A 21,571-nucleotide genomic window follows, 5' to 3' on the forward strand; every position below is an offset into this window, starting at 1 on the left:
TCAGAATGCCTTTAATTTTGAACACGAATTTTTGTTAATATTTACTCTGAATTCTAAACTCACAACTCGTAAATCGCCAAACCACTTCTTAATTTTGGCTCGATAAAGGTGCTTTTTGGCGGCATAACCAATCCTGCATCGGCTATAGCCTTAATCTCAGAGATGGTTATCGGAACCAAGCCAAAACCAACAGCAAACTTGCCCTTATCAATTTCGTCTTTCATTCTGATGATGTTGTGCTTGCCAGAACCATACTGAATGCGCTTATCTTTACGCAAATCATGAATTCCCAAAATAGGTTCAAGAATTGTTTTAAAAAGTATTTGCGTATCTAGTTTGCTTAGAGCGTCCTTGAATTTGTATACTTTTTTACGAAGATATAAGGAGTAAAACTCGCCATCAAGATACATGCTGAAATGATGTTTTTTGCTGGGGTTATAGTCATTATCTCCTTGATTTTCAATCCGATAGAATTCATCTAAACGTATTAGAAATTCTTCTTTGCTTAATCCGTTTAAATCTTTTACCATGCGATTGAATTCGTAAATGCGGATTTCAGATTCAGGAAGTAAATAACTCATAAAATAGTTATACGGCTCTTTTCCACTGTGAGTCGGATTCTTCTTTTCTGCGTTCTCAGCCAATAAATTGGAAGAGGCACTTCTGTGATGACCATCGGCAATATATAGCGAATCAATTTCTTTGAAGGCCTTTTGAATCTTGCCAATTATTTTCGAATCAGAAATGGTCCATAAGCGATGGGTGATTTTATCTCTGGTCGTAAACAGATACTCAGGCCCAGCCTGCATTTCCTTTCTTAAAATTGCAGCAATGGTTTTATTATCAGCATAAGTCATCAAAACCGGTTCTGCATTGAATTTTACTGTTTCCAAATAGTTTGCAAAAAGCTTCTCTCTGTGTTGTAAAGTATCTTCATGTTTCTTTATTTGGTTGTGGCGATATTCTTGAACACTAGTGCCGCAGAAAAGACCTGTAAAAGTGGCACTACCTTTTTGCATCTGATAGAGGTAGAGTGAATCTTTATCATCCTTGAGAAAAACAGAATCTTCTAAAAACTCTAGATAGCGATTATGGACTAATTTGAAACGTTCTTGCCCCGAAACGTTTTTAGCGTATTTATACCCCGGATTGATAATGTGTAAAAATGAAAAGGGATTGAAATCGAGCACCGCATTTAATTCTCTTCGCGAATATTCTTGATACGAACGGGAAGCTACAAAACTTACTTTGTCTTTTACTGGTCTTATGGCTTGGAATGGTTTGATTATCGCCATTTACCTAAATTGTTTTGATACTGTTTCTGCTCTTCGTGATTCTGAATAGTCATAGAACCCTTCTCCTGATTTCACTCCGAATTTCCCAGCCATAACCATATTTACTAGTAGCGGACAAGGAGCATACTTCGGATTCTTGAATCCGTCATACATCACATTTAGAATAGACAAGCAAACGTCAAGTCCTATAAAGTCTGCTAATTGCAAGGGTCCCATCGGATGTGCCATACCCAGTTTCATCACCGTATCGATTTCTTGAACCCCAGCAACGCCGTTATACAAAGTTTCAATGGCTTCATTAATCATTGGCATTAAAATTCGATTTGCCACAAAGCCTGGATAATCATTTACCTCGGTCGGTGTTTTGCCTAATTTTGAGGAAAGTTCCATGATGATGTTTGTCGTTTCATCAGAAGTACTATACCCTCTAATGATTTCAACCAACTTCATAATCGGCACCGGATTCATAAAGTGCATTCCGATAATCTTTTCAGGTCGACTAGTTACCGCAGCGATTTGAGTAATTGAAATTGAAGAAGTATTCGTTGCCAAAATTGTTTTGTCAGCACAAATTTCATCCAACTCCTTGAAAATTTTAAGTTTTAAATCTAGATTTTCTGTAGCAGCTTCTACTACCAAATCAACATCGGACACCCCTTTCGATAAGGAATTAAAAGTGCTGATATTATTCAAAGTTCCTTCCTTATCACTCTCGGAGATTCGTTCTTTGGCCACCATGCGGTCTAAGTTCTTACCTATAGTTGCCATGCCTTTATCCAATGAGGCTTGCGATATATCAATTAATTTTACTTGGTATCCATTTTGGGCAAAAACATGGGCTATTCCGTTCCCCATAGTTCCTGCACCGATAACTGCTATATTCTTCATGTATAATTACTTTTATTGTCATTCCCGAGAAAACGGGAATTCTTTTACTCGATAATCGAGATTTAAAATGCTCCGACGCCTGCATCGAAATCAATGTTGATTTTCCTTTTGATGCCTCATGGGCTTGCCCTGAGATTATTTACTCAAACTAACCTATTTTTCAAAACAATCAATAATCTGCAAAGCTACTTTCAAAGCTTGCGTACCTTGCTTTAAACTAACCACAGGAACTAAGTCATTTTCAATAGCATTTGCGAAGGTTTCCAACTCATCAGTGATAGCGTTGTTCGTTTCGATATCAGGGTTTTCAAAATAGATTTGCTTTTTAACGCCCTCTGCGTTCTGTAGAATCATATCAAAGTCACCGGGATTTTCTGGCGCATCTTTCATCTTTACAACTTCTACTTTCTTTTCTAAAAAGTCCACCGAGATATAGGCATCTTTTTGAAAAAAGCGCGATTTACGCATGTTTTTCAAGGAAATTCGACTCGCCGTTAAATTAGCAACACAGCCACTCTCAAACTCAATTCTGGCATTGGCAATATCTGGGGAATTGCTAATTACAGAAACCCCGCTTGCATTAATATTTTTCACTTCAGAATTTACAACACTCAAAATGGCATCAATGTCGTGAATCATCAAATCTAAAACCACAGGAACATCAGTGCCACGGGGATTGAACTCTGCCAGCCGATGTGTCTCAATAAACATCGGGTTTTCGATTTTGTCTTTTACTGCGGTAAATGCAGGATTGAATCGCTCTACATGACCAACTTGACCTTTTACGTTGAATTCTTTCTCAAGATAAAGTAGCTTTTCAGCTTCCTCTAACGTATTGGTAATGGGCTTTTCGATGAAAATATGTCTTCCTTTTTCAATCGCTTTTTTAGCACAGTCAAAATGGGAAAGAGTAGGGGTGACGATATCAACCACATCCACAGCATCAATAAGTGTATTGATATTCTCAAAATAAGAATACCCAAACTCTTCAGATACTTTTTTGGCATTAATGGCATCAGGGTCGTAAAAACCAATCAATTGATATTTTTCCGATTCGTTGAGAAGACGTAAATGGATTTTTCCTAAATGTCCAGCTCCCAAAACACCAACTTTGAGCATAGGTTGAATTTTTACTCGATAATCGAGATTAAAATGCTCCGAGGCTTGCCTCGAAACGATACGTTATTTTTTTTCGAATACCTCATAGGCTTGCCTCAAGGTAATTTGCTTCAAAAATAGGGAGATTTGTTCAATTATGTTCCTGTGAATTCGAATAAGCAAAGGAAATAATTCGGAATATTATCCGTAAGATTGTTGAAACATAATACTTTAGAAATATGCGTAAGTTCAGTCTATACATTTTGGTGTTTTCAGTCGCTTTTGTTTCCGCTCAAGATGCACAATCGATACAAAAAGAAATCAATCAAACGCTTTGGAAACCCTTCAAAGCAGCCTTTGAAAATATAGACGGACCAGCATTGAATGCCCTATATGGAAAGCAAGTTTTGCGAGTAACTCCAAATGGAATAGATACTGAAAACAAATTCAAGGAAGCTAACTTAAAACGCTTTGAGGATAACAAGAATAGTCAAACCAGTATTCAATTGGACTTTTGGTTTGATAGCCGGCATACCAATTCCGATACCTCTTATGAGGTCGGATTCTATAAGATGCAATTAACGAACTCAGAAGGAGAAAATACTATTTATGGGCAGTTTCATATTGTTTTGAAAAAGATGGATGGTGTATGGAAAATCACCCAAGATTGGGATACTACGACGATAAACGGAAATGCAATCACCCCACGAGATTTTGAAAAGCAAGCCCCAATTCAATTTGAATGAAACAGTTCCTGAAGGATACTTTAAATTTCCAGTGAGGCTTGGTACATTTTTAATGGCGATTATCAGCTAAACTTTTTTAACTTCGTGACACCAAAATCAAACCCTTGAAAGATACCCTCAAACATCGCGGAATGCGAAATAAACTGGCTAATGTGCTGATAGGCAAAGGCATTACGAACACCAAAGTTTTAGATGCGATTCGAATTATTCCAAGACACTTGTTTATGGATAGTAGTTTTGAAGTACATGCGTATCAGGACAAGGCTTTCCCCATCGGAGCCGACCAAACAATTTCTCAGCCTTATACAGTGGCTTTTCAAACGGAACTTTTAGAATTAAAACCCAACCACAAAATCTTAGAAATTGGTACGGGTAGTGGCTACCAAACCGCTGTTTTGTTGCAGTTAAAGGCGAAAGTATTTTCCATTGAAAGACAGCGAGAACTTTTTAAAAAAACAAACCTATTTTTTAAGAAATTGGGGTATCGCCCCAAAAAAGTCATTTTTGGTGATGGGTATAAAGGCTTGCCTGAAGAGGCTCCATTTGATGGAATAATAGTCACTGCGGGTGCTCCAGAAGTCCCGAAACCTTTGATGTCGCAATTAAAAGTTGGTGGAAGGTTAGTAATTCCCGTAGGGGTTGATGAACAGATTATGACTTTATTTGTTCGTAAATCCGCCACTGAATTTGAGAAGAAAGAATTCGGTTCTTTTCGATTTGTTCCTTTGTTGGAGAATAAAAATTGAATCGTGTTTACGCCTAAACCTCCTAAAGCGGACTTCTTTTCTAGACAACTTATGGAGGTATTGTTTGGCATCCCTCTTGAGACCTAGGAGAAGCTAGTTATTAAACCCCTTTTTAATACGAGCCAAATCTCTTTTGTTGTCACGGTCTTTCATCACCTCGCGTTTGTCGTAGAGTTTTTTTCCTTTTGCCAAAGCGATATTGATTTTGGCTAAACCTCTTTCATTTAGAAATAGATTCAAAGGAACTATAGTCAGACCTGATTGATTGACCTCTTTCTGTAATTTTTTTAATTCACGTTTGTTCAGCAGTAATTTTCGTTGTGCCTTAGGTAAATGGTTGTAGTGCGAACCATGAGAGTATTGGTCAATATTCATATTGATAATAAAAAGTTCACCACGGTCACTGAATTCACAGAAGCTTTCTGAAATAGAAGCTTTACTCTCGCGAATTGATTTGATTTCAGTCCCGCCCAAAACAATGCCAGCTGTATACTTGTCAAGCAACTCATACTCAAAGCGGGCTTTTCTGTTTTTAATATTGACGTTTTTCTGAATCATAAGACAAAAATAGGTTTTTTAACTTCTATCTTTTGTAAGATTGTGTCACTTTTGCGTACTCATACTAAAAAGATTCCCTTCTTTAAGGGAATGACAATAAATAGATTACTTATGAGCAAAATCGTATTCCTATTAGCGGTGATTGTAACTTTTTCTTGTAAAGATAAAGTTGAGCCGAAATTATCTGCTCAAGATATTGTGGATAAGAGTATTGAAGCTAGTGGTGGGGTTGCGCGGTATGAAAAGAGTACAATCGCTTTCAATTTCAGGGATAAGGATTATATATCAGAGATGAAGGGAAAACGAAAGATTTTGAAAAGAATTCAAAAGAACGATACGATTGATTTGCTGGATATTCTTTCCCCTGAGGGATTTGAAAGATTCGATAATGACAGATTAGTTTCGTTACATGATTCGTTGTCAACTAAATATGGAAATTCTGTTAACTCAGTACATTACTTTTCAAAGCTCCCTTATGGATTGAATGACCCTGCTGTACAAAAGGAATTATTAGGAGAAACTAAAGTAAAAGGGAAGCAGTACTACAAGGTAAAAGTTACTTTTAATCAAGTTGGTGGCGGAGATGATTTTGATGATACCTATGTATACTTTTTCAATAAAAGTACTTTTAAGCCGGACTATCTTGCCTATGATTTTCATGTAAATGGCGGTGGAATGCGTTTTCGAGAAGCCTATAACGAAAGATATGTGAACGGAATTCGATTCGTAGACTACAATAATATGAAACCTATTGACGAAGGTACATCCGTCTTACAGGTGGATAGTCTATTCAATATGAACAGATTAAAATTGCTTTCGAAAATTGAACTAAAAGATGTAAAAGTTAGTCAGGGCAGTTACAACTAATGTGTAATCGCTGTGAAATTACAGCACCATTCGCTAGCTGAACAACAAAAAGACTTCCATTATCATCATCATCCATAGCAGGGTATTTTTCCTCACCAATCATATTGTTGACGAAATCCGGAGTCGTATTACTATGCCCTACTACTAGAACTGTACGGTTTAAATTTTCAACTTTAAATTGTTCAAAATCAATAATTCTAGGGTCATAATATTCTACATCAACATCCTGTTTTACCGATGTTGGAGCTGCAGTCATAGAAGTTCTGTTATAGTCAGTGCTGTAAATTGCATCTAGCTCAACATCCTTTAAAATTTCAGCCCAGTGCATAGCTCTGCCTAAACCTCTTTGGGTCAATTCGGGGTCAGAGTTTTCTGAATTACTCCTGTCTTTCTCAGCATGTCGAATAAAATAGAAAGTTGAAACTCCGGTGTCAACCGGTTCAGCAACGATTACTTTAGGGTCTTCCTTGCATCCTACAATACTCAATAGGAAAAGAGAAATTAATACTACTTTTAGCTGTCTCATAATTAGTTGGTCGAATTGTTGAAAACTTTTCTTCTATTTTAACTAAAATTACCGGAAAATAGTATGTAGAACAAGTGGTTTTTTGTTTTTTTGCATATGTTCAAACCAGCTGTTCTAGTAGCAATTTTTTTATTTTTTTTTCTAGGTCAAGCACAGGAAGTTTCACTTCCAGCTGATTTGAGACAACATGCGTTAACTCAATATAATGCCAGCCTATTTAATCCAGCGTTTTCACTGGATAGGAATAACCCCCAATCCGTAGCTTTTTGGACTAGATGGCAATGGCAAGATGTGGATACTGATCCTACAACCCTGTTTCTAAACTACTCGAGAAGTCTGAATAAAAATTCAGTAGCAGGCATTGGTTTTTTTCAGCACAATACAGGAATCTATTTTAATACTGGTGGCGCTCTTAATTATGCTTATCAAATTGAATTTAATCGATTGATTAAACTTTCTGTTGGAGCCAATGTTTTCGGATTTCAACAGCAAATTGCAGATACCCGTTTTCCTGTAACCCCCATACCTGGCATTCCTCAGTCAATTCCTACCGACGATTTTATTCTACAAGTTGCGCCTGGGTTTAATATACAGGTGGAGAATTTTTCGCTGAGCCTGGCTTCAGAAAACTTATTCGACTATAATTTTACTGATAATGCTGCAAATACCGCTCCCTCGGATAAGATTTTTATGGGAATGGCATCCTATGATTTCCCGGTAATGGCTTCTGATTCTACGGCATATATCCGTCCCTCTATTTATTTGAGAACAATTCCTGAACAGGAAAATCAAATAGGACTAAATGCTTTATTTAGCACCCAAAAGTTTTGGATACAATCAGGTTACAATAATTTCTACGGAATTTCGGTAGGTGCTGGAGGAACTTTTTTCAATCGGTTTTCTTTAGGAGCTTTGGTCGAGTTTGGAACAAGTGCATCGCTAAATTCCAAGGACCCATCCTTTGAAATTATAGCTTCCTATTATCTCGGGAAACCGGATACAAGAAGACCAGTTGTAGCGAGTGGAATACTAGACGATACTGAACAAGTAGTATTAATAGGAGAGGACCTCACCAACGAGGAAATTCAAGAGGAGCTCGAAAAGGCGGAAAAAATGGCTAATCCAGATGAGGAAGAGACGGATGAACTAGAGGAGATACATGAAGAGAAGACGGAAGAGGTAATAGAAGTAAATCCAACAGAAGAAATCATTGATGAAACAAATGCCAAAGTCGATAAGAAAGAAATCCGTAGGCTAGCTGCGGAACAAAAGGCACTAGAGAAGCAACAGCGCAAAGACTCAATTGCTGAGGTCAAGAAAGAAAAAGAAGCTTTGGACCTACTTAAAAAGCAGGAAGAAGAACAAGCAAAAAAAGATGCTGAGGAAGCTAAAAAAGCCAAAGAACTTGAGGCTGAAGAGGCTAAAAAAGCAGCCGAACTTGCTCGAGCGGAAAAGCTAAAAGAACAGCAACGCCAAGAAGAACTTAAGAAAAAGAGAGACGAAGAGACATCAGCCGAAGCTCAAAGAATCGAACAACAAAGAAGATTAGACTCAATTAGTGACGTTAGAAAAGCAGTAGCAATTGCAGCTGAGCTTAAGTTGAAAGAGCAACAACAACTGGATTCTATAAATGAAGCTAAAAGGGCTGAAGCAATTGTTGAAGCAACAAAGTTAAGAGAAAAGCAACGTTTAGATTCTATAACAAGAGCTAATGAAGCAGAGGAGCTAGCCATCAAGAAGGCGGCAGAAGAGGCCGCGGTTAGGGCGGAAGCAGCTAAACAGATTGAGACTGAAGTTGTCAAACCGCGGGCAGGTGAAAAATATGAAGAAGTCGCTAATGAAGACGGCTTAGAACCTGGCTACTATTTAATAGCCAACGTATTTGGAACGAAAAAGTATTTTGATGCTTTTATGGCAGACTTGAGAAGAAAGGGGCTTCAACCAAAGTCATTCTTTAGAAGTTTAAATAAGTATAATTACGCGTACCTCGAACGTTATGATACGATAAGCGCGGCAAGACAAGGAAGAGATAGTAAGTTCAATGGTCAGTATGGTGGTAAAACATGGATCTTCCGAGTAGTTGGAAAGTAAATTTGCTACTGCAAGCGAATTGAAAAAGAAGAGGTTCTATTTAGAGCCTCTTTTTTTATATCACATAGTTTGAAAGATTACTTCTTGATTTCTTTATTTACCAATTGTTCCAGGTAAGCTACCGTATTGATAAGGTATTTTCTATCACGGGTCATAGTTGACATCGCAACAGCGCCTTGTAGCATTGTATATAGCTGTTTGGCAAATTGAAGTGGTGTTACCGGAATTCGAATCTCTCCGGAATTGACACCGTTTTCAAAAACCAATGCTATTTTACCTTCAATAGTTTTTATGGTTTCTTTTGCCGCAGCACTAAGCAAAGGATTATTATGCTGGGCATCTACACCGATATTTAAAATTGGGCAACCACCCATATCCAAGGTAAAGACATCATAGTTGCGATAAAAATTAGTCAAGACGAAAATCTTTTCTATGGCAGTTTTTCCTTCTTCTAATTTTTCATCTATTTTGTTCAGTAACTTATTGCTATTGTATTCAAAAGCGGAAAGTGCCAAAGCTTCTTTGTTTTCAAAATTACCATAGATTGCGCCTTTGGTAAGGCCTGTAGCCTCTGTGAGATCGCTCATACTTGTGCCAACATATCCATGTTTATTGAAAACTGGCGCAACAGTTTCAATAATAAAGGCGGTAGTTCTCTCAGCTTTGGTTGACATAAGGTGTAAGCAATTTTATACGAATATAAAAAAACTATATACTGTATGGTATATATTTTTGTAAAAAAGCATCCTTTAATATTTCTATCTTAAGGATGCTTTTAAATTAGTTAAACTATTTTATTTTACCAATTCGTTTTGATTTCTAAAGACCAACTTACCATCAAAGGAATCGATTAAAACAATGCTATCTGTTTTGATTTTTCCGCTCAATATTTCTTTTGATAAATTATTGAGCACCTCTTTTTGAATAATACGTTTTACGGGTCGGGCTCCATATTGAGGGTCGTATCCTTTTCTAGCGAGGTACTCAACGGCTTCTTCTGTGGCATCTATTGTAATATTTTGTAACGCTACCATCTTTTTTAATTGATTTAATTGTAGTCTTACAATTTTTGCAATGTCTTCGCTAGACAAAGGTGTAAACATCACAATATCGTCAATTCTATTTAAGAACTCTGGCCGAACAGATCGTTTCAAAAGTCCTAAGACTTCAACGCGAGCAATTTCGGTGGCACTTTCGATATTTTCCGTGCCTTCGAATTTCTCTTGTATAATATGGCTTCCAATATTACTTGTCATAATAATAATGGCATTTTTAAAATCAGCAATGCGTCCCTTATTATCTGTTAACCTTCCTTCATCTAAAACCTGCAGCAGAACATTAAAAGTATCTGGATGTGCTTTTTCAATCTCATCCAATAACACGACAGAGTAGGGGCGTCTTCGAACGGCTTCAGTAAGCTGTCCCCCTTCATCATAACCCACATACCCGGGAGGAGCTCCCACCAATCGACTCACAGAATGACTTTCTTGGTATTCACTCATATCAATTCTCGTCATTGCGTTCTCATCATCAAATAAATAAGAAGCCAAGGTTTTAGCCAACTCTGTTTTTCCAACGCCCGTTGTGCCTAAGAAAAGGAACGAACCTATTGGTTTTTTGGTGTCCTGTAAGCCTGCTCTACTTCTTCTGATAGCATCTGAAACCGCAGCAATAGCTTCTTCCTGACCTACAACTCTTTTGTGTAACACGTTTTCAAGTCGCAATAGCTTTTCGCGTTCACTTTGCAGCATTTTAGTTACCGGAATTCCAGTCCATTTGGCGACGACCTCTGCGATATCCTCGTTGGTTACCTCCTCTTTAATTAGAGTTCCGATTTCTTGCTGCTGTTGTAATTCTTGCTGTAGATGCTCCAAGTTTTCTTGAGCATCTTTGATTTTCCCATATCGAAGTTCTGCTACTTGACCATAATCACCATTACGTTCAGCGCGTTCGGCCTCCTGCTTGAAGTTTTCAATATCCTGTTTTGTTTTTTGAATATTGTCGACTACAATTTTTTCACCTTCCCACTTTGCGAAAATCTCATTTCGTTCTTCTTTGAAATTTGCTAAGTCTACATTCAAAGACTTCAGTTTAGCCTTGTCATCTTCACGTTTTATAGCTTCTATCTCAATTTCCAGTTGCATGATTTTGCGGTCTAGTACATCCAATTCTTCAGGTTTTGAATTGATTTCCATCCGGAGTTTTGATGCAGCCTCATCCATTAAATCAATGGCCTTGTCTGGCAAAAATCGACTTGTGATATAACGCTGAGAAAGCTTTACTGCGGCGATAACAGCTTCATCTTTAATCCGGACTTTGTGATGTGCCTCGTATTTTTCTTTGATTCCTCTAAGAATCGAGATTGCACTTTCAGTATCAGGCTCGTTTACAGTAACCTTTTGAAACCTTCGTTCTAAAGCCTTGTCTTGTTCAAAGTATTTTTGATATTCATCTAAAGTGGTTGCTCCTATTGCCCTAAGTTCTCCTCGAGCCAAAGCAGGTTTCAAAATATTTGCGGCATCCATTGCACCCTGACCGCCACCGGCACCAACTAGTGTATGTATCTCATCAATAAAAAGAACAATGTCCCCATCAGAAGAGGTAACTTCTTTAATAACAGACTTTAAGCGTTCCTCAAATTCACCCTTATATTTCGCTCCCGCTATCAGGGCACCCATATCCAAAGAATAAATCATTTTATCCTTTAAATTTTCAGGAACATCGCCTTGAATTATGCGATGAGCTAGACCCTCTGCGATTGCTGTTTTACCAGTTCCGGGTTCCCCCACCAAAATTGGATTGTTTTTTGTTCTCCTCGATAAAATCTGAAGAATGCGTCGAATCTCGTCGTCCCTACCAATTACGGGGTCTAATTTTCCACTATCAGCGAGGGCGTTTAGATTATTGGCATATTTGTCCAATGAATTATAGGTTTCTTCTGCACTTTGAGAGGTTACCTTGCCACCTTTACGCAGTTCTTCAATCGCTGACTTTAAATCTTTTTCTGTAGCGCCTTGGTCCTTTAGAATTTGAGCAATCTTACTTTTTGATTTAAGAATGGCCACTATCAGGTGTTCTATGGATACGAATTCGTCTTCCATTTTTTTAGCTATGATACTGGCTTCGTTTAGTGCTTTGTTCGCCTCACGAGAAATCATAAGTTCTCCACCTGAAACTTTAGGGAAGTTTTCCAACTCTTTTTCAAGTATCTGTTTAAGAAGCTCAACATTGATGTTCAGCTTTTTTAATATAAACGGTAGCACATTTTCATCCACTTCTGAAATGGACTGAAAAAGGTGTTCGTTTTCAATCTGTTGATGCCCCATTTCTTGTGCAAGCAATTGCGCTTGCTGGAGGGCTTCTTGTGATTTTATGGTATAATTATTAAAGTTCATTTCTATATATTTTTTGGGATTGCTTACTTTTAACAGCTTTAAGTCAACAACCTTACCAATACAAGTAACCCGACAAAATGTCGCTTAACCTCAACAAAAACAGGACATTTCGGCAGTTGTAAGTATTTGTGTAGCCTACGACTTATTCAAGGTAATTAATAGAAATTAAAATTATGGGAGTTTTTGGCGGTTTGTTTGGAGGCAAAGGAAATAAAGAGAAGAAGGAGGAAAAAAGTATTCCATGGATAGCTTTGACCTCTCTTGAACAGTTGGAAGAAATTGAGAAAAAATCCCTTTCAAAACCACAGTTTATTTTCAAGCATTCCACAACATGTGGTATAAGTAGAATGGTTATCAATATGTTTAAAAGTAGCTATGAGCTAACAGAAAACCAGGCTGATTTATACTATTTAGACTTGCATGCTTTTCGAGAAGTATCTAACGAAGTAGGGTACAGGTTTCAAGTGATGCACCAATCACCACAACTATTGGTAATTAAAAACGGTACAACAGTAGCGCATTCGTCACACGGAGCGATTGCAGAAATTGATGTACAAAAGTTCATATAATAAAAACGTCTTTGTACGGTTCAACCAGAAACAAAGACGTTTAATAACTTTATATAACATTTAGTTAAATCGATGTCTTCCTACAATCGATTTTATTCGTGCCTTCAAATCTTCACCTGCATCGTAGACCATTTGCTCATTAGTTGGAAAGGGAATGGCAACCTGATCTAGGTAGGGTCTTAAATCATTGTCCAAAGCTCTTTTATCTCCGTCAATATTAGCATATATATGCTCAAAAATGAACTCACTAGCTAATGGATACGAATTCAATTGTTGCTTGGTTTTGAAATCAAGATAAATTACATTTCCGGCTACTCGCGCAGACTTGAATTGGGTAAACTGATTAAATCTACATCGAACGGTTTTGAACTTGTCGATTTTAATCTTATTGCCAAGACTGTCCTTTACAACATTACCATTTGAATCTGTTGCATATTTGTAACCATCTTTGATTTGTTTTTCCCTGATGATTTCCTTTTCACTTAATTGTTCAGGCGAAATATCAATTTGATTGAAGGAGACTTGCATTCCATAATCATATTTGATATTAGACACTGGATTACTATGGTATTTCGTCCAAAGATCATCTAAACCAAAAGTATTGAAATTTAAGAGTTCCTCTGATAGTCGAACAGGTATTATCTGATTCGAGTTATTCAGCACTTGAACCTCTACATAGTCAATTCCTTTTTCATGAGCTTCTTCAATCTTTTGTCTAGTATCTTCAAATCCTGGGTTGATTTCTTCTAGATACACAAAATCATTATAGGCTTTTCTATAATCCCGCTTCGTTACTGCATTAGTCAATAAATCTTCAGCATTATCAAAAAGATATTCAGATAAATCTTCTTTGTAGTCTATGATATCATTTTCATAGTTGCTAAAAGAAAACTCAGCGTCTCTATTTTCCTCAGTAATTCTGAGCGGCAATAGTGGTCGTATTCTTTCTTGGATGTCTCGTAGGCTGACATAACTTTTATAAATGTCTTCATAACTAGCCTCATTTCCGTCTTTTTCTAAGAAGGCAATATACTTCAATTCACGTTCGGTATTTTTCTTAAAAGCATCTTCCAAAAGTACAATGTAGGGTTGATGACTTTTTTTCGTTTTGTTTTCCGCTAAATTTTGGAGTGCATTGTTTATGGCGTTCGAATAATCACCCGCATTTAGGGCTTTCTGCGTTTTCTTTACGCCTCCACACGCAATTAATAAAACCAAAATAGGTACTAAGAGTATCATTTTCTTCATAATAGATGTATTAACGTTTTGGGGGAATAAATTCAACAGCCATGCCAAAAACGTATTTGCTTCTAACGGAAAAACAACAAATTATCGTATAACCACTATAACATAAAGGCTGAACAGCAAATTATTTTTCTTGTAACAGAGCCGGAAGTAACTTGGTAGACACCTCACCGAATCCAATATGAACACCATTTTTTTGACAATATCCTGTTAAAATAACGGTATCATTATCCTGAATGAATTTTCTTGTTTCACCATTGTTTAGGGGAACAGGTTTTGTTCCTTGCCATGACAGCTCAAGCATCGACCCATAGGAGTCCGAAGTAGGGCCCGAGATAGTACCGCTGCCCATCATATCACCACTATTTACAATGCATCCGTTAATGGTGTGGTGGGCCAATTGTTGAGCCATCGTCCAATACATATATTTAAAGTTGGATTTAGACACTGTAGTTGCTTCATTGTTTTCGGGTTGAATAGCGACTTCGAGATGAATATCAAAACTGTGCTTACCCATTTGCTGTAAGTAAGGGAAAGGCTTTGGTTCTTGCTTCGGACTATCAACTCTAAAAGGTTCTAGGGCATCCATCGTAACAATCCATGGAGAAATTGAAGAAGCAAAATTCTTCGCCAAAAATGGGCCTAAAGGAACATACTCCCATTTCTGAATATCTCGCGCACTCCAATCGTTAAAAAGTACCATTCCGAAAATGTAGTCTTCAGCTTCTTCAATAGGAACATGCTCTCCCAATGTATTGGCATCGGTTGTTATGAATGCCATTTCAAGCTCAAAATCCACTAATCTTGAAGGTCCGAAAATAGGTTTTTCAGCTCCTTTTGGGAACTGTTGTCCTAATGGTCTTCGGACGGGTGTTCCACTCGGAATTATGGTAGAACTCCTACCATGATACCCTACTGGAATATGAAGCCAGTTGGGCAAGAGCGCATTTTCAGGGTCACGAAACATGGTTCCCACGTTCGTTGCATGCTCTTTGCTGGAATAAAAATCAGTATAATCTCCTATCTGAACAGGAAGCTTCATTTCTATTTCATCCATAGAAAAGAGGACAACCTTTTTGTGTTCTTCATTACTTTGAAGCGTACTATTTTCAATATCAAAAATTTCACTAATTCGATTTCTTACCGCGCGCCATGTTTTCTTTCCGTCGGAAATAAAATCATTCAAAGTGTCTTGTAGAAAAATATCTTCGGTTAGTGGGATGCCTTCAAAATAACCCAATTGATGTAATGCCCCTAAATCAATAGCAGTGTCACCTATTCTTGTTCCAATTGTAATGATGTCTTCTCTTGTTAAAAACACACCAAAAGGAATATTTTGAATAGGAAAATCTGAATTTTCCGTTACATTAAGCCATGTTTTTTTATTCGGATTATTTGTACTCTCAAGCATACAACAATTGTTAATTTTTATTTGATAAATTCCTATTCAAATATATTCTTTTCTTCTAATTTACTGCTCGCAATTTGTACTTTTGCTCTTCATTTAACATAAACTCTTTATATGCAACGCGACGAGATAATTTTTGACCTTATTAATGATGAAAAAGAGCGTCAACTTAGTGGAATTGAACTAATAGCTTCGGAAAATTTCACTAGCCCGCAAGTAATGGAAGCTTGTGGCTCAGTTCTTACGAACAAATATGCCGAAGGATACCCAGGAAAGCGTTATTACGGAGGTTGCGAGGTTGTTGATAAAATTGAACAATTGGCGATAGATCGTGCCAAACAACTGTTTGGAGCAGAATATGCGAATGTTCAGCCACATTCGGGCTCGCAGGCCAATGCATCTGTATATCATGCTTGTTTGAAGCCAGGTGATACAATTCTTGGTTTTGATTTATCTCATGGTGGACATTTAACGCACGGCTCACCGGTAAATTTTTCTGGAAGGTTATACAATCCTGTTTTTTATGGAGTAGAAGAGGAGACTGGAGTTTTAAACTATGATTCTATTCAAGAAATTGCTAGTCGTGAAAAGCCTAAAATGATAATTGCGGGAGCCTCGGCTTATTCAAGGGATATGGACTTTAAACGTTTTCGAGAAATTGCTGATAGTGTTGGAGCTCTTTTGTTGGCCGATATTTCGCATCCTGCAGGTTTGATAGCCAAGGGAATATTAAATGACCCAATTCCACATTGTCATATCGTTACCACTACAACGCACAAAACACTTAGAGGACCAAGAGGAGGGCTTATTTTAATGGGTAAAGATTTCGATAACCCATTTGGAATCACCTTAAAAAATGGTAACCTTAGAAAAATGTCTGCGTTGCTAAACTTGGCTGTTTTTCCAGGCAATCAGGGAGGACCTCTTGAGCATATTATTGCGGGAAAAGCAATTGCCTTTGGGGAAGCATTAAAAGACGATTTTCTTCATTATATGCTTCAGGTTAAGAAAAATGCAGAAGCGATGGCCGCCGCATTTGTTGCAAAAGACTATCATATTATTTCTGGAGGTACTGACAATCATATGATGTTGATTGATCTCCGCAATAAGGATATAACAGGTAAAGATGCAGAAAGAGTTTTGGTAGCGGCTGACATTACGGCGAATAAAAATATGGTGCCTTTTGATGACAAATCTCCTTTTGTTACTTCAGGAATTCGATTTGGTACTGCGGCTATAACGACCAGAGGCTTGATTGAGAACGATATGGCTACAATTGTTGATTTGGTAGATGAAGTCCTGATAAATGCTGAAGATGAAGCTATTATAGCTAACGTAAAGTCAAAAGTTAACAAATTGATGGCTGGTAAAGCTCTTTTTAATGCCTAATACTAGAATTATAGATTTGAGATTGAATTCTATCTATTTAGCATTTGAAGATTGCCTATGATTATTGATCGATTTTTTAAATCATAAACAACAGCATCATCTTCTGAATAGTAGTAAAGCCCCCAAAAACTGAAGTAGTCTTGTTCGCTATTGTTTCCCGATTTTATATTCATTAGAAGTGTATGCTCATTTTCCATGACATTGTCTTCAAAGACCGGAATGTATACCTCAAATGGAATTTCAGTAAATCCTTTCGTGAAATTGATAGCGTGCTCGTTCAGTTTGATTAGAATATTTTCTAGCTGTAATGAAATGCTCTCATCGTAAATTCTATTAATAATAATGGAGGTGTCTTTCAAAAAAAGAGAAAATTCTTCGACTTCTATTGGCAGGTCATTACACTCTTTCAATTGTTGAAGCGCACCTGCAAAAGATTTTTCTTGCGATTGAAAATTTCCCCATGTCTCTTTTTCGAAATGATGCAAAGTTTCGGTTAAACCGAAATTACAATCTAATTCAATGACAAGATTCACCGAGTCATTCGAAATAGAGCAGTTTCGAACTGTTACTTGGGAAAAAAAGTGTTTTTCGAGATTTTTGGTAAAGCAATCAAGACCTTCTATTTCTAAATTCTTGTTAAATCCAACGCGTGAAAAGTTATCAAAATTATCCTTGTTTAACGGCATACGGCAATAATAAAATGGTTAGCTCTTAAGAGTAAAGTTAATTTTAAACCATTTCACAGCACCATAGAAAAACCGTATAAATATGGAGGTTTTCCTTAGTTGGTAAAATCTGAATTCCTTAAAAATCTAATTATCAGATATTTATATTTAAAGAGGAGGTTAAAAAAATCGATTAAATGAAGCCTTTTTTTCGCGCTTCTTCGATTAAAGTGATGTCATTGCCACTTTCTATACCAAAAAGTGTCTTTAATTGTCGCTTGCGAGACTCAACGGTCGTAGTTGCCGAGGAGATTAGAGGTGCAATATCTTTTGTTCTGGTTCCAATGGACAAGTAATACAATATTTTTTTATCTAATTCATCAACTACTATATCACTAGTCATTCTTCTCCGAATAGCGGCGAAAGCTCCGGCGGTGTAATAAGGAGGTTTTGTAATCACTGTTTCCACCATTGTTCTTAGGGATTTTTCATCGATTTCGGATTTAACCATATAGCCATCTGGGTCCACTGATTTGAAAATACTGTTAATACGAAGATTATCACTGAAAGAAGACATGAAAACCACTTTCGATTCAGGAGAAATTTTTCGAGCTAAAATTCCCAAATCTTCTCCACTTCTAATTTCATTTGAATGAGCTGGAAACAATTGTATATCCAGTAAAATAATATCATACTTCAAAGATCGAGCAGAAAACTCAATTTTTTCTTGACCCATTTCATAGGTTGTGGCGATATCAACTCTTACCTCAAAATTTTCAAAAGGTTCTCCTTCTAAGATGTACTTATAACCAGTAGTGGTCATCTCGTGATCATCAATCGCCAAAATGCGTATTATTTCCATATACTATATTTCTTGTAGGTTGCTTTTTTTTGGTGAGATGCTTGGGGCATTTTCACTATCGTTCGAAACTAGTGGTATAATAAAAGTAACTGTTGTTCCTTTTCCAACTTCACTTTTAATATCCCAATTACCATTTATTTTTTTTATTCGAGAGGCCATATTTCGTATGCCAATTCCTCTTTTACCTCTTTTTTGTACAAATCCCTTTCCGTCATCCACTATATTGACTGTTAGTAAACTCTCATCTGAAAAAAAATTCATGTAAATATTTTCGCAATTGGCATGTTTTACCGAATTCTGAAGACTTTCTTGAACCATTCGGTACAAGTTAATCTTGATTTCCCCACTCAATGCATCCCAATCCAATTCATCAGTAAAATTAAAATCAATATTTATTTTCGAGGCATTTTCAATAGTTTGCACCAACTCTTTAATCGAAAGAATAAAGTTATGAATTTTTTGATAAGCGGCGTGACTTAAATCGTGAGAAATAGATCGGACTTCACCTTCGACATCTTGCAGAATTGAGATGGCTTTTGCTCTTTCCCCGATTGCTTCGGGGTCTGTTTTTTTATTGAGACCCAGTAACATCATACGGGCCCCTAGCATTTTACCTAGAACACCATCGTGTAGCTCTTCGGAAACCCGCTTTTGCTCCATTTTTTTGCCTTCCTCCACTTTTTCACCTTGAGCTAACATGAGGTTGAATATCTCTTGGTTATTCGCCTGTTGTTGCTGTCTGAACTTTAGAATTCTGTTTTTTACGCGTTGATTAATGATGATAAAACTAGCGAGTCCTAGTAAAATTAGGGAGGCGGCTATACCTGTCCAGAGTTGTTTTTCACGCGCCAGAACCTCATTCTCGGCGATAAATTCGTCAGTTTCGAATTGGATGCGCGCAAATTTATTTCTAATCTGACGTTCTTGCATCTGCAGGCTGTCGTTAAGAGTGATGAACTGTTCAGAGTATTTTACTGCATTTTTGGTGTCAGCTTTTGGTAACATTCTTAAAACATTTAGTCGAAGCTTACTATCACCCGTTGCAAGTGCTAGACTTTCGGAGGCTTTCAAGTTACTTAGGGCCTTGGCGGAATCTTTTACCATTAAATGGTACTCGGCAAACTTTAAAGCCCCAGAAGATTTACCTCTTATATCATTTATGCTATCCTGCACTTTTTGGGCCTCGAGAAATGGGCCTGGAAGCTTTTCATATTGCTCACTTTTAAGATAACTATAGCCTAGATTATTTAATACCTTCCCATAAAAAGAAATATTTTCTTGTTTAAAATTTTCAAGAGCTAGAACCTCTAGAAAAATTGGTATCGCTTTTTTATGCTGTCCTTGTTTTTGATAAACTAGCGCCATATTATGTTTTGTAATAAGAATTCTAACTGGAGAAGCGTTGGCCTTTTTATAATAATCTAAAGATTCGTTATAGTGATTCAAAGCCCTTTCATGTTCGTTTAACAATTTAGCGTTATCAGCTAGAAGGTCATAACATCTGGCAAGTTCACGATATTTCTTTAGGGGTTTTAGCTTTTTGATTGCTTTTATGATTGTTGCTTCAGCGCCAGAATTATCCCCAATATCTGATTGAATATTTGCCATACTTCGCAGTAATTGACCTGCACGAAATTGATCGTCCAAGGCTTCAAATATCAGCTGTGCTTCCTTGTAGTGAAAATAAGCACTATCTTTTATGTTGTGTTGGCTCAAAAAAGCTGCTAAATCCCAATAAACTTCTCCTAGGTTGGACGAATCACCCATGATTTTATTGAGTTGAATAGCCTTAGAATTAATTTTTCTAAATCTTGAGGAATCCTTGAGGTTGTAATTGATTAAAGATAGCTGAGTAAAAAATCTTGCTTTTAGTGAGTCGTTAGAAAGAGAACTGGCTTTGTTTAAGGCCTTATTTAATAGATCGGATTTTACCTCCGGAGTAATATCTGCCAATTTGCTTTGGTTAATCCAGATTTGTATACTATCGGGTTCAACAGTTCTTACGGAACCCTTAGAACTATTTTGGTTCTGACAAGCAGATACCCAACAAAACAAAAATAAAACAGCAAGGAAGGATGGTTTCTGGAACGGGGATGGTTTTAGCATTCAACTTTTTCCTACAAGATAAAAAAAAAGCTCCAAATGCATTGCATTTGGAGCTCCATATGAAATAAGATAAAAATTTATGCTGTTCCTCCTCTAGGATCTTCATCAGGACAGTCAGCACAAGTTAACATTGTCGCTAAGTCAAAATCTAAGTCTATTTTTTCTGCTTGAGTTGCTATCATACTTACTGCGAATACCGCTACTGCCAAAATACTTGCTACTTTCTTCATGTTCATTTTGTTTTAAGGGGTTGAATTTTTGCTTGTTATGTTTAAACAAAATTATACAACAGCTATTATGAAGAAGGCAGTCTAGAAATTTTGAAAGTAGATGGTCCAGTTTTGAGAGTATTCGAATTAAATCTGAGAGTATTCGATTAATTTAAGGAGGAAATTGCGTTTTTTGTCAGGAGTTTCTTTAGCGTGTCAATATTTTCCCGGTATGATTTTGAGAAAGGCAATTGCTGTTTTTTATATTTTAAGGTACAGCTGGCTTTTCCGTAGCTAATACGGGAGATATAGTCGCTATTTACGATATAGCTTTGGTGTATACGTATGAAGTTTTTTGGCATCTGACCTTCGAAGGTTTTCAACGTTTTGAAAGCATGATTTATTGTTCCATCTTTCATAATGAATTCAGTGGCATTATTGTCGGCTTTCAAATAAAGTATGTCATTTGTGTTTATATAATGAAAGTCACGATAGGATTTTAAACATATGGTCTGGGCCTGAACCTCTTGAGGCATAGTTTTTGTTAATCGCATTATCGTTTTTCGAACATCGAACTCATCGTAGGGTAATAACCAATAATCGAAAAAGTTATTCTTTATGGCCTCATAAGCGTGATTCTTCGTCTTTGAAATACCAATATAAATTGGAAGATTACTTGTGTATTGATGTAGCTCAACACTCATTTGAAAATAGGAGCCGGCATTTTCATTTAAGTTAACGAAAACAATATCAGGCGTATACTTTAAAATAGCATTTAGTCCCTCCGCGCTATTTTCGGCAATTGCTACGCAATCAAACTCACCACATTTAGCTAAATGGTGTTGCAAGTTTAGAGTCGCAGAGGTCTCTGAATCGATTATGGTGTATGTATAGGACAAAATTTCAAT

Annotated in this window: 20 protein-coding genes; 6 read left to right on the plus strand and 14 right to left on the minus strand. The window is 36.9% G+C overall.

Features of this window, described 5'->3' with window-relative positions; translation table 11 throughout:
• Window positions 1-59 precede the first annotated feature (59 nt).
• The 3 genes from FEE95_RS10525 to FEE95_RS10535 all read right to left on the minus strand — a co-directional run bounded on the left by FEE95_RS10525 (window position 60) and on the right by FEE95_RS10535 (window position 3,302).
• The gene (locus FEE95_RS10525) at window positions 60-1,295 is read right to left on the minus strand and encodes a DUF1015 domain-containing protein (protein ID WP_138657905.1); all 1,236 of its coding nucleotides are present in this window, start codon (window positions 1,293-1,295) and stop codon (window positions 60-62) included.
• A complete protein-coding gene (locus tag FEE95_RS10530; protein ID WP_138657906.1) occupies window positions 1,296-2,183 on the minus strand; it encodes a 3-hydroxyacyl-CoA dehydrogenase family protein in 888 nt (295 codons plus the stop codon).
• Window positions 2,184-2,336: 153 nt separating this feature from the next.
• On the minus strand, window positions 2,337-3,302 hold the full coding sequence (locus tag FEE95_RS10535; RefSeq protein WP_138657907.1) for a Gfo/Idh/MocA family oxidoreductase: 966 nt from the start codon (window positions 3,300-3,302) through the stop codon (window positions 2,337-2,339).
• A gap of 218 nt (window positions 3,303-3,520) precedes the next feature.
• Here FEE95_RS10535 and FEE95_RS10540 point away from each other — a divergent pair, with 218 nt between their 5' ends.
• Together FEE95_RS10540 and FEE95_RS10545 are read left to right on the plus strand one after the other, a co-directional pair.
• Window positions 3,521-4,027: a nuclear transport factor 2 family protein gene (locus FEE95_RS10540; RefSeq protein ID WP_138657908.1), complete on the plus strand. Its 507-nt coding sequence runs from the start codon at window positions 3,521-3,523 to the stop codon at window positions 4,025-4,027.
• A gap of 104 nt (window positions 4,028-4,131) precedes the next feature.
• Complete coding sequence (locus FEE95_RS10545; protein ID WP_138657909.1) at window positions 4,132-4,773, plus strand: protein-L-isoaspartate(D-aspartate) O-methyltransferase; 642 nt, start codon at window positions 4,132-4,134, stop codon at window positions 4,771-4,773.
• Between the two features lie 93 nt (window positions 4,774-4,866).
• Here the strand turns inward: FEE95_RS10545 and smpB are convergent, their stop codons facing one another.
• Entirely contained in the window at window positions 4,867-5,328 is a 462-nt protein-coding gene (gene smpB, locus FEE95_RS10550; protein ID WP_138658588.1) for an SsrA-binding protein SmpB, read from the minus strand.
• Window positions 5,329-5,442: 114 nt separating this feature from the next.
• On the opposite strand from smpB, the gene FEE95_RS10555 reads away from it, so the two are divergent.
• Window positions 5,443-6,198, plus strand: coding sequence for a DUF6503 family protein (locus FEE95_RS10555; RefSeq protein WP_138657910.1), 756 nt, complete (start codon window positions 5,443-5,445; stop codon window positions 6,196-6,198).
• Here FEE95_RS10555 and FEE95_RS10560 read toward each other — a convergent pair.
• Window positions 6,176-6,724 (minus strand): SixA phosphatase family protein, encoded by a 549-nt coding sequence (locus tag FEE95_RS10560; protein ID WP_138657911.1) that lies wholly within the window; start codon window positions 6,722-6,724, stop codon window positions 6,176-6,178. The genes FEE95_RS10555 and FEE95_RS10560 overlap by 23 nt on opposite strands.
• A 96-nt stretch (window positions 6,725-6,820) precedes the next feature.
• On the opposite strand from FEE95_RS10560, the gene FEE95_RS10565 reads away from it, so the two are divergent.
• The gene (locus FEE95_RS10565) at window positions 6,821-8,815 is read left to right on the plus strand and encodes a PorP/SprF family type IX secretion system membrane protein (RefSeq protein ID WP_138657912.1); all 1,995 of its coding nucleotides are present in this window, start codon (window positions 6,821-6,823) and stop codon (window positions 8,813-8,815) included.
• A 77-nt stretch (window positions 8,816-8,892) separates the two neighbouring features.
• Here the strand turns inward: FEE95_RS10565 and FEE95_RS10570 are convergent, their stop codons facing one another.
• On the minus strand, window positions 8,893-9,489 hold the full coding sequence (locus FEE95_RS10570) for a TetR/AcrR family transcriptional regulator (RefSeq protein ID WP_138657913.1): 597 nt from the start codon (window positions 9,487-9,489) through the stop codon (window positions 8,893-8,895).
• A gap of 120 nt (window positions 9,490-9,609) precedes the next feature.
• Window positions 9,610-12,210 (minus strand): ATP-dependent chaperone ClpB, encoded by a 2,601-nt coding sequence (gene clpB / locus FEE95_RS10575; protein ID WP_138657914.1) that lies wholly within the window; start codon window positions 12,208-12,210, stop codon window positions 9,610-9,612.
• Between the two features lie 173 nt (window positions 12,211-12,383).
• Here clpB and ytxJ point away from each other — a divergent pair, with 173 nt between their 5' ends.
• Window positions 12,384-12,779: a bacillithiol system redox-active protein YtxJ gene (gene ytxJ / locus FEE95_RS10580; protein ID WP_138657915.1), complete on the plus strand. Its 396-nt coding sequence runs from the start codon at window positions 12,384-12,386 to the stop codon at window positions 12,777-12,779.
• 60 nt (window positions 12,780-12,839) lie between these two features.
• Here the strand turns inward: ytxJ and FEE95_RS10585 are convergent, their stop codons facing one another.
• Entirely contained in the window at window positions 12,840-14,027 is a 1,188-nt protein-coding gene (locus FEE95_RS10585) for a hypothetical protein (protein WP_138657916.1), read from the minus strand.
• Between the two features lie 121 nt (window positions 14,028-14,148).
• Window positions 14,149-15,435 carry a fumarylacetoacetase gene (fahA, locus tag FEE95_RS10590; RefSeq protein ID WP_138657917.1) on the minus strand — a complete coding sequence of 429 codons (1,287 nt, stop codon included), beginning with the start codon at window positions 15,433-15,435 and terminating at the stop codon, window positions 14,149-14,151.
• 111 nt (window positions 15,436-15,546) lie between these two features.
• Between fahA and glyA the strand changes: the two genes are divergently transcribed.
• Window positions 15,547-16,821 carry a serine hydroxymethyltransferase gene (gene glyA / locus FEE95_RS10595; protein WP_138657918.1) on the plus strand — a complete coding sequence of 425 codons (1,275 nt, stop codon included), beginning with the start codon at window positions 15,547-15,549 and terminating at the stop codon, window positions 16,819-16,821.
• Window positions 16,822-16,850: 29 nt separating this feature from the next.
• On the opposite strand, the gene FEE95_RS10600 is transcribed toward glyA, so the two are convergent.
• From FEE95_RS10600 to FEE95_RS10615, 5 genes are all read right to left on the minus strand, one after another.
• On the minus strand, window positions 16,851-17,507 hold the full coding sequence (locus FEE95_RS10600) for a hypothetical protein (protein WP_138657919.1): 657 nt from the start codon (window positions 17,505-17,507) through the stop codon (window positions 16,851-16,853).
• A 172-nt stretch (window positions 17,508-17,679) separates the two neighbouring features.
• A complete protein-coding gene (locus tag FEE95_RS10605; protein WP_138657920.1) occupies window positions 17,680-18,348 on the minus strand; it encodes a response regulator in 669 nt (222 codons plus the stop codon).
• Between the two features lie 3 nt (window positions 18,349-18,351).
• Window positions 18,352-20,115, minus strand: coding sequence for a tetratricopeptide repeat-containing sensor histidine kinase (locus FEE95_RS10610; protein ID WP_171037028.1), 1,764 nt, complete (start codon window positions 20,113-20,115; stop codon window positions 18,352-18,354).
• Between the two features lie 416 nt (window positions 20,116-20,531).
• Window positions 20,532-20,684 (minus strand): hypothetical protein, encoded by a 153-nt coding sequence (locus FEE95_RS22125; RefSeq protein WP_171037029.1) that lies wholly within the window; start codon window positions 20,682-20,684, stop codon window positions 20,532-20,534.
• A 146-nt stretch (window positions 20,685-20,830) separates the two neighbouring features.
• On the minus strand, window positions 20,831-21,562 hold the full coding sequence (locus FEE95_RS10615) for a LytR/AlgR family response regulator transcription factor (protein WP_138657922.1): 732 nt from the start codon (window positions 21,560-21,562) through the stop codon (window positions 20,831-20,833).
• Window positions 21,563-21,571: the final 9 nt, after the last annotated feature.

It is taken from the genome of Maribacter algarum (ex Zhang et al. 2020), assembly GCF_005885635.1.
In the GTDB taxonomy this organism is placed as follows: domain Bacteria; phylum Bacteroidota; class Bacteroidia; order Flavobacteriales; family Flavobacteriaceae; genus Maribacter_C; species Maribacter_C algarum.